Source organism: Polyangium jinanense, from assembly GCF_028435365.1.
Window position 1 is genome coordinate 1 of the sequence record NZ_JAGTJJ010000042.1, and the last position, 8,587, is coordinate 8,587.

General features: G+C 69.7%; 7 protein-coding genes. 5 read left to right on the forward strand and 2 right to left on the reverse strand.

Annotation, left to right across the window (positions count from 1 at the left end; translation table 11 throughout):
- The first annotated feature begins 240 nt into the window (after positions 1–240).
- From KEG57_RS39650 to KEG57_RS39660, 3 genes are read left to right on the forward strand one after another with little or no spacing between them, the layout of a single operon-like run.
- Positions 241–1,746, forward strand: coding sequence for a sugar ABC transporter ATP-binding protein (locus KEG57_RS39650; protein WP_272422467.1), 1,506 nt, complete (start codon positions 241–243; stop codon positions 1,744–1,746).
- The gene (locus tag KEG57_RS39655; RefSeq protein WP_272422466.1) at positions 1,743–2,768 is read left to right on the forward strand and encodes an ABC transporter permease; all 1,026 of its coding nucleotides are present in this window, start codon (positions 1,743–1,745) and stop codon (positions 2,766–2,768) included. The genes KEG57_RS39650 and KEG57_RS39655 overlap by 4 nt, the downstream gene beginning before the upstream one ends.
- 43 nt (positions 2,769–2,811) lie before the next feature.
- Positions 2,812–3,771: a substrate-binding domain-containing protein gene (locus KEG57_RS39660; RefSeq protein WP_272422465.1), complete on the forward strand. Its 960-nt coding sequence runs from the start codon at positions 2,812–2,814 to the stop codon at positions 3,769–3,771.
- 413 nt (positions 3,772–4,184) lie between these two features.
- Here KEG57_RS39660 and KEG57_RS39665 read toward each other — a convergent pair whose 3' ends face one another.
- On the reverse strand, positions 4,185–5,069 hold the full coding sequence (locus KEG57_RS39665) for an alpha/beta hydrolase (RefSeq protein ID WP_272422464.1): 885 nt from the start codon (positions 5,067–5,069) through the stop codon (positions 4,185–4,187).
- A gap of 54 nt (positions 5,070–5,123) precedes the next feature.
- The gene (locus tag KEG57_RS39670) at positions 5,124–6,455 is read right to left on the reverse strand and encodes a hypothetical protein (RefSeq protein ID WP_272422463.1); all 1,332 of its coding nucleotides are present in this window, start codon (positions 6,453–6,455) and stop codon (positions 5,124–5,126) included.
- A 107-nt stretch (positions 6,456–6,562) separates the two neighbouring features.
- On the opposite strand from KEG57_RS39670, the gene KEG57_RS39675 reads away from it, so the two are divergent.
- Together KEG57_RS39675 and KEG57_RS39680 are read left to right on the forward strand one after the other, a co-directional pair.
- Positions 6,563–8,185, forward strand: a complete 1,623-nt coding sequence (locus KEG57_RS39675) for a cryptochrome/photolyase family protein (RefSeq protein ID WP_272422462.1) — start codon at positions 6,563–6,565, stop codon at positions 8,183–8,185.
- Positions 8,186–8,241: 56 nt separating this feature from the next.
- Positions 8,242–8,475, forward strand: a complete 234-nt coding sequence (locus tag KEG57_RS39680) for a hypothetical protein (protein WP_272422461.1) — start codon at positions 8,242–8,244, stop codon at positions 8,473–8,475.
- Positions 8,476–8,587 lie beyond the last annotated feature (112 nt).

The following is an 8,587-nucleotide window of genomic DNA, read 5'->3' on the forward strand; positions in this document are numbered from 1 at the left end:
CTGCGCGATGCGCAGTTCATCGACCCCGAGTCCAGCGCTTGCGCTGGTCCGGGTCCAGGGGTGGACAACCCCTGGTCGGGGTCCGGGGTGAAACCCCGGCGCCACGCCATGGCCCGTCCCGGGCATTGCGGCGTCGTCGCCGCGCCGTGACGGGCGGCCCTTCCGTACGAGCCTGCCTCGCATTACCCTTCCCACGCCTGCATGGCTGAGCCTGCCCGAGCTTCCGCCTTGGTCGTCCGCATGGAGCACATCACCAAGCGGTTTGGCCGGGCCACCGTCCTCGACGGTGTCTCGCTCGATCTCCATGCCGGCGAGGTGCACGCGCTCCTCGGCGAGAATGGCGCTGGCAAGAGCACGCTGCTCAAGATCCTCGCTGGCGTGTACACGGACCACGGCGGCACGATTTTCCTCGACGGTCGCCCCGTCCGTCCTCGCTCCCCGGCGCATGCGGGGGCTCTCGGGATTGCTGTCATCCATCAGGAGCTCTCCCTCCTGCCCGCGCTTTCCATCGCGGAAAACCTTTTCGTCGAGCGGCCCCTCGGTCGCTTCGGCCTCGTCGATCGCCGGCAGGAGCGCGCCCGCGCCGCGCAGATCCTCGCCGAGGTCGGCCTCGACCTCGATCCGGACACCCTCGTCGAGCGCCTCTCTTTGCCCGAGCGCCAGCTCGTCGAGATCGCGCGGGCCCTTGGACGCGGCGCGCGGGTGCTCATCATGGACGAGCCGACGAGCGCGCTCGCGGGACCTGCGATCGAGCGCCTCTTCGAGCTGATCGCGGGCCTCCAGGCGCGTGGCGTCGCCATCGTGTACGTCTCGCACCGCATGGAGGAGATCGAGCGGATCGCCGATCGCCTCACGGTTCTGCGCGATGGCCGCGTCGTTGGCTCTGCGCGGGTGGGCGAGGTTCCGCTGGAGCAGGTCGTCGCGTGGATGCTCGGACCGCGGCATGCGCCGGCCGAGGTTTCGCCGGTTTTACCCGCTGCACGCGAGGAGCGACTCTCGGTCGAGGAATTTTCCGTCGATTCGGTCGCCTTCGAGCGGCCCCTCGTCGATCGGGCCTCGTTCGTGGTGTTCGCGGGCGAGATCGTCGGGCTCTTCGGGCTGTCCGGCGCGGGCGCGAGCGAGCTCTTGCTTGGGCTCTCCGGCGCGCTCGGCGCGCGCGCGCGGGCGAAAGAGGTTCGGCTCTCCTCGGTGCCCGTTCGAATCGGTTCTCCGCGCGAGGCGAGGGCGCTCGGCGTGGCGTTTGTCCCGGCGGATCGGAAAACGATGGGCCTCGTGCCCGGCATGACGGCCGAGCGCAATGGGACCCTCGTCCGGCTCCCGGCGCTCTCGCCGCTCGGATGGCTTCGCCCTGCGCGCGAGCGGCGTGCGGCCCTTTCCATGGCGGCCGACGTGGGCCTCCGGCCCGAGGCCCTCCCCATGGACGCGGCCACGCTCTCGGGCGGCAATCAGCAGAAGGTCGTGCTCGGAAAATGGCTGCTCGAACAGCCACGCGTGCTCCTCTGCGACGAACCCACGCGGGGGGTCGACGTCGGCGCCAAGGCCGAGATGCACGGAAAACTCCGCGCGCTTGCCGCCTCGGGCGCGGCCGTGCTCGTGGCGGGCTCGGATGCGCGCGAGATTGCCGCGATTGCGGACCGCGTCCTCGTGCTCCGACGAGGCCGCATCGCCGCCGAAGTGGCGCGGGCCGAAGCGACCCCGGCCGCGCTGCTCGCCCTCGCCATGGGCCACGACGAGGAAGAGCCGTGAGCGAACACCCCTCCAGCCTGGAAACACCCGCCCCGCGCTCGCCCGGAAAAACCTCCGCGTGGCACCGCTCCTCGCTCGCGCGGGCCCTGTTCTCGCTCGCGCTCGTCCTCACGCTCGGCGTGATCTTTCCGGCCGAAGGCGCCTTCTTCCGCCTCGGCACCCACCAGGGTGCGCTGCGACAGGCTTCCGTCGTCGGGATCCTCGCTTGTGGCCTGCTGCCCGTGATCCTCGCGGGCGGGATCGATCTCTCCGTGGGCAGCGTCCTCGGCCTCTCGGCCGTCGTCGCGGCGAAACTCAGCATTCACGCGGGCGAGCCGGCGTGGCTCTCCGTGCTCCTCGTGCTCGTCATGGGCGCCGCGTGCGGGGCGGCTTCGGGCTCCGTCGTCGCGTTTGCCCGCGTGCAGCCGTTCGTCGCGACGCTCGCCATGATGGTCTTCGCGCGGGGCCTCGCGAAGACGACGAGCGGGGGAACGAAGGTCGCGACGGCCGTCCCGGGTCCCGACGGCGTCCTCCGCTACGTCGAGGTCCCGCCGCTTTTTCGTGCGCTCGACGCCCAGGTCTTCGGCGGCAGCGTCGCCACCGTCACGCTGGTCTTCCTCGCCATCGCTGCGATCGTCGGTTTTTTATGCGCCCGCCACCGGCTTGGGCGGTATCTTTATGCCGTGGGGGGCAACGAGGAGGCCGCGCGTTTGTCCGGGGTGCCCGTGCGCGCCACGAAGATCCTCGCCTACGTGATCTCAGGCGTCTGCGCGGCCGCCGCTGGTATTTGCCAGGCCGCGCAGGAGCAGCAGGGCGACCCCGAGGCCGGCGTCACCTACGAGCTCACGGCCATTGCGATGGTCGTCATCGGCGGCACCAGCCTCAAGGGCGGACGCGGCGGGATGGGGCTCACGCTGCTCGGCGTGCTCACCATCGGCTACCTCGACAAGATCCTCAGCATCAACGCCGTGCCGGAGGCGAGCCGGCTGATGCTCACGGGCGCCATCGTGATCGTCGCGGCGGTGGCCCAGAAGAACTCCTGAGGGCGCGGAAGGCCGCCCGGAGGCGCGTACGGACATGTCCCGAATGCTTCGATTGACCCGTCGCTCGTTGACCCTCGGCCTGCTCGTTCTCGCCTGCGCCTGCAAGGGGGAATCAAAAGGGAGCGGGCCCGCAGAGGAGGGCGGCAAAAAGGACCGCTTCGTGATCGGGATGTCGCAATGCAACCTCGGCGAGCCCTGGCGCGTGCAGATGAACGCCGACATCGCCGCCGCGGCCAAGGAGCACCCCGAGATCGAGGTGATCTTCAAGGACGCGCAAAACGACACGCTCAAGCAGCGCGCGCACGTGGAAGAGCTCGTCGCGGCGAAGGTCGACGTGCTCTTCGTGAGCCCCAAGGAGGCGCAGCCGCTCACCGAGCCGGTCGGCAAAGCGTTCGACGCAGGGATCCCCGTCATCGTGCTCGACCGGGCCGTGCTCGGTGAGCGGTTCACCACGTTCATCGGCGCCGACAACAAGAAGATCGGCCGCGCCGCGGGCGAATGGATCAAAAAGGTCCTCGGCGGAAAGGGCAAGGTCGTCGAGCTGAAGGGGCTCATGACCTCGACGCCGGGCCAGGACCGGAGCGCGGGCTTCCGGGAGGCGATCGCCGGGTCCGAGATCGAGATCGCGTTCGAGGCCGACATGAAATGGCTCGAGCCCGAGGCGCGCAAGGAGATGGATTCAGCGCTCGCGCGGCTGCCGAAGATCGATCTCGTCTACGCGCACAACGATCCGGGCGCGCACGGCGCGTACCTCGCGGCGCGCGCCGCCGGCCGCGAGAAGGAGATGAAGTTCGTCGGGATCGACGCCTTGCCCCACGAGGGCGTGAGCTACGTCGCGCAGGGGATCCTGGACGCGACGTTCCAGTATCCGACGGGCGGGCGCGAGGCCGTCGAGACGGCGCTGCGAATCCGGAAAGGGGAAAAGGTGCCGAAGACGATCACCCTCGGATCACGCCGCTTTACCAAGGACGACGTGCAGAAGGGCGGCGAGATCATCGAGTGAAGCCGGAGGCTCAGGGGGATCGAGAGGCGGATCCGGTGACGTCGGTGGCCGACGGTGCCGGGTCGTACGCACGATCTTCCTACATCGGCGGCCGACGGAGATGGACAGGGCGCGCAGACAGGTGCCGTCGGCGGACTCCGGTAGGTGGGGCGGCGCGAGAACAGGTGTCGTCGGCGGCCGACGGAGAGGGGCGGGGCGCGCAGACAGGCGCCGTCGGCGGGCGCCGGTAGGTGTGGAGGCGCGCGAACAAGCGTCGTCGGCGGCCGACGGGGGGATTCCGTGCGCACGAACGAGGTGCAACGGCGGTCGACGGAGCCCGATCAGGCGCAGGGGGCGCTGACGTCAGGCGCCGATGACGTCATGTCGCGCCTCCGAACAGGTGTCGTCGGCGTTCGACGTCACCTGTCCGTGCTTCATGCCCGCGAAAGGCGCGCCCGGAGGAAGTCCGCGGCGCGCTCGGTCGAGGAAATGGCCTCGGGCAGGTACGTGGGGAACGCCTGGAAGCCGTGGATCATGTGCTCCCAAACGTCGAGCACGGCCTCGCCGCCCGCGGCCTTCACCTTGTCGACGAGCCTGCGCGAATCGTCGAGCAACACCTCGGCCGTGCCGACCTGCACGAAGAGCGGGGGCAGACCATGCAGGTCGGCAAAGAGCGGCGAGCTCTTCGCGGGATCGTTCCCCTGGAGAACGGCGCCGGCCATCATCGCCAGACCGCGCGGATCGACGAGCGGATCGATCTCGGCGTTCGTCTTCGTAGAATCGCCGGAGGCCGTGAAATCGACCCAGGGAGAGAAGAACGCCGCGCAGCCCGGCATGGGCAGGCCGGCGTCGCGCAGCGCCAGGAGCGTGGAGAGCGTGAGGCCGCCGCCCGCCGAATCCCCGGCGAGCGCAATGCGGGAAGGCGCGACGTCCTGCGCGAGCAGCCAGCGATACGCCGCCACCGCGTCTTCACGGCAAGCGGGCCAGGCGTGTTCCGGCGCGAGGCGATAATCGACGGAGAGAGCGCGCACGCCGGCGCACTTCGCGAGGCGGAAGACCGTTTCCAGATGCGTCTCGGAGGAGCCGAGGATGTAAGCGCCGCCGTGCAGGTAGAAGATCACGCGGCTCGTGTCCGCGCCGGGCGGCGTGATGAAGTACGCGGGCACGTCGCAGGTGGAGCGCTCGAGCCGCGCCTCGCTGGGCACGGGCGTGGATTGCAGGATCGCCGCGAACCAGGCGCGCATGTCGGCCGGCGCGGGGCTTTTCGGGGGATTCGATCGAAGAAACGTGATGAGCTCGGCGAGACCCGGATGTTCCATGCGCGCATGAGACGCCCACGGACCTTCGTCGTCAAGCCGGGGGCAGGTTCAGGGCTACCACCGTACGACCGCCTTCGCTGGCCGCGCCCGCAGTACGACATGCCGCTCGCCCTTGTTCGTGCTGTGCTTCGCTGCGATCCACACGTCGCTTCCGGAGGCCCACACGTCGCGCATGTCCCAGCGCGAATCGAGCTCCGGGACGGAGGTGTGCGCGGGCGGCGCGACCTCCTCCCATTCTCCGGGCGGATATCGCTTCCAGATCGCGTCCGCCGTGACGAGCCACAAGGTCCCGTCGCCCGCGCCCGCGAGCGAGCGCGCGGGCGCGCCGAGCTTCGGCAAGGTCTGCGCCTTGAAGGCGCCCCCTTCGAGCCGGAGCAGGTGGGCATTGCCGTTTTCCTCGGCGCCGAGCAGCCACACGTCGCTCGCTCCCTGCGCCACGAGGGCCACGTGCTTCATCGACGCCGGCACGTCCGGCAGCACATACACCTGACCCGGGACCCCCACCGGCGCCTCCTCCACCTCGCCGCCGTCCGCGCCGCCGTCCTCCGCGCCGCCGTCGAGCGCCGCGTCCTTCGCTTCTTTGGCCGCGGGCTCGGGCGCCGCGCTCGCGACGGCGGGCGCCACGCTCGCGCTCGCTTTGGGCGGCGGCGCGGCGGAAGCTTCGCCGGCCTTGCCCTCGACCGGCGGGGCCCAGCGCACGACGACGTGATGCTTCGCGGCATCCCCCGTCCTGCAATGCCCCGAGGCGAACACCTCTCCGGTCGCGAGCGCCGCGATCTGCTCGATACGCAGCGACTTCCCGCACGCTTCGTCATCGAGCCGCGCGCTCGGCAGATCGGGAGACGGTTTGTCCTGGTAAGGATCCACCACCTTCACCTTGAGTTTGCCCGAGGACGTCGACATGGACAGGATCCGCTTTTTCGACCAGACGGCGAGGTGCGGCTTCCAGTCGTCCGCGTATTGCTTGAAGCTCTCTTTGGCCTGCTCCAGGCGGAAAAACGGATTCTTGACGGGTTCTTTCGGCGTCTCGAACAGCACCCAGACCGAGCTCGGGAGCCGGCCCGAAAAACGCAGGATTTGCCCCTCCGCAGGCAGGCCGGAGGGCATCGGTGTTTCGACGAGCTCGGCCTCGACGGTCGCCGTCGCCATCCGCGTGCGCGCCGCATCGGCGATCACCACGCCCTCGGCGAGGCCCGAGAACGTGATCGGGTCCTTCGCCTCCAGCACGACCGAGAGCGGGCCCTTGGGCGTGGGCGCTTCCGGCGCGGGCGCCGTCGAAGTCGTCGTCGCCGAGGGGGGCGGCGCGGGGCCTTTGTCGGTGTTGCCACAGCCGAGGAGAGGCGAGGGGACGAGCGCGCACGCGAGCAAGGCGACGAGGCCACGCATGCGGGCAAACTAGTCGGTTTCAAGGCGAAAAGGAAGACATCGGCGGCCAGCTTGACCGGGCCAACGCGGATCCCTACGTCCCGCCTCACCACCATGCCGCAGGACTCATGAAGCGTTTCCTCGCCGAGCTCCGCGCCGCCGCGCGAGACGAGCGGGGGCGCACGTTCGTCTTCGTTCCCTACGACCAGCTCTCGGACGCGATCGGCCCCTTGCGCGAGCTCTCCCCCGAGCGCGCGGGCGTGCTGCTCGTCGAGGATCCGGGGAAGGCCGCGCGCCGCCCATACCACAAGCAAAAGCTCGCCCTCGTGCTCGCGAACATGCGCCATTTCGCGCTGGAGCAAGCGCGGCGCGGCGTGGCCGTCCGGTACGTGGTGGCGGACGCGGGGTATGCAGGGGCGATCACGCGCGCCGCCGCCGAGGTCGGGCCGCTCGTGTGCATGGAGCCGGCCGAGCGAGAGCTCCGCGTGGAGCTCGCGCCCGCCGCGGCCAAGGGCGCGCTGCGCTTCGTGCCGCACGAGGGGTGGCTCACGACGCGCGACGATTTTCTAAAGGCCACCGGTGGGCGTGCACCCTATCGAATGGATGCGTTTTACCGGTACGTCCGAAAGCGGACCGGCATCCTCGTGCACGAGGGAAAACCCGAGGGCGGGCGGTGGAGCTTCGATACGGACAATCGGCTGCCATTCCGCGGAGAGCCCCCCGCGCCGACGCCGCCCTCGTTCGAGCCGGATCCCATCACGGAAGAGGTCTGCGCGCTGATCCATCGTCGTTATGCCGATCACCCGGGCCATCTCGATCCCCGCGCGCTCCCTTGCACGAAGGCCCACGCCGAGGCGCTCTGGGCCTGGGGAAAAAGCGCCGCATTGCCGCATTTTGGTCCCTTCGAGGACGCGATGTCGCAGGGCTCCACGAACCTCTTCCACACGCGCGTAGCCCCGCTCCTGCACCTCCACCGCCTGCTGCCCGCGCGGATCGTGCGCGAAGCCGCGGCGCTCCCCATTCCGATCGGGAGCAAGGAGGGGTTCGTCCGGCAGATCCTCGGCTGGCGCGAATTCGTGCGGCACGTGCACCGCGAGACCGACGGATTCCGCATCCTGCCCAATCTACCCGAAGGAATGGCGCGGGGCCTCGAGGACCCGAACGCGCCCGCCGCGCCGGACATGCTCGGCGCAACCGAGCCCTTGCCCGCATGTTTCTGGGAGGGAGGTCCGCGCTCGGGGCTCGCTTGTCTCGATCGGGTGATCGGCGACGTCTGGCGCGAGGGCTACAGCCACCACATCACGCGGCTCATGATCCTCTCGAACATCGCGACCTTGCTCGGGCTGTCGCCGCGGGAACTGACGGACTGGTTCTGGATCGCGTACACCGACGCATACGACTGGGTCGTCGAGCCAAACGTGCTCGGAATGGGGACGTTCGCCGCAGGCGACATCATGACGACGAAGCCCTACGTTTCGGGCGCGGCCTACGTCGATCGAATGAGCGATTATTGCGACGGATGTCCGTTCGACCCGAAAAAGACCTGCCCGCTGACAGCGCTCTACTGGGACTTCCTCGCGCGGAACGAGCCGATCCTCCAGAAAAACCCGCGCATGCTGGTGCCGCTCAAGGCGCTCGCCTGCCGGCCGAGCCCACACCGCGATGCAGATTCCCGCGTGCGTGAGGTCGTCCTTTCGGCACTTGCACGCGGCGAGCCGCTCACCCCCGAAAACCTCCCGGGGCCGCGGTGAGCCGACAGGACCACGCTCGTTGCCTCGACCCGGATCGGACGATATAGAAGGCCCGCATGGAAACCCCCTCACCCTCGCCCCGCACCTCGCCGTCCACGCCCGCGTCGAGGCCGTCCGGCAGGAACTCGGGAAAAATCCTGGTCGTGTTCATCATCGTCACCTCGACCGCGATCGCCGGAACGATCGTGGGGATGCGGCTCTCGGTCCGCGCAAAGATGAACGCCGCCGCAGCCGCCGCGAGCGCCGGAGCCTCAGGCGCGCCATCGGCCGGGCCCCCCGCGCCGCGTTGAGAGAGGGCGCGGGGCTTTGCCCCGCACCCCAGCAGGGGGCTGTCCGCCCCCTGCACCCCGGACCAGGCACGGCCTGGACCGAAGGCCGAGAAACCGCGCGATGCGCGGTTTC

Excerpts from the sequence above, each read along its gene's own strand:
- KEG57_RS39675 (WP_272422462.1), top strand. The coding sequence starts at position 6,563 with ATGAAGCGTTTCCTCGCCGAGCTCCGCGCCGCCGCGCGAGACGAGCGG.
- KEG57_RS39680 (WP_272422461.1), top strand. The coding sequence starts at position 8,242 with ATGGAAACCCCCTCACCCTCGCCCCGCACCTCGCCGTCCACGCCCGCG.
- KEG57_RS39665 (WP_272422464.1), bottom strand. The coding sequence starts at position 5,069 with ATGGAACATCCGGGTCTCGCCGAGCTCATCACGTTTCTTCGATCGAAT.
- KEG57_RS39650 (WP_272422467.1), top strand. The coding sequence starts at position 241 with ATGGAGCACATCACCAAGCGGTTTGGCCGGGCCACCGTCCTCGACGGT.
- KEG57_RS39670 (WP_272422463.1), bottom strand. The coding sequence starts at position 6,455 with ATGCGTGGCCTCGTCGCCTTGCTCGCGTGCGCGCTCGTCCCCTCGCCT.
- KEG57_RS39660 (WP_272422465.1), top strand. The coding sequence starts at position 2,812 with ATGCTTCGATTGACCCGTCGCTCGTTGACCCTCGGCCTGCTCGTTCTC.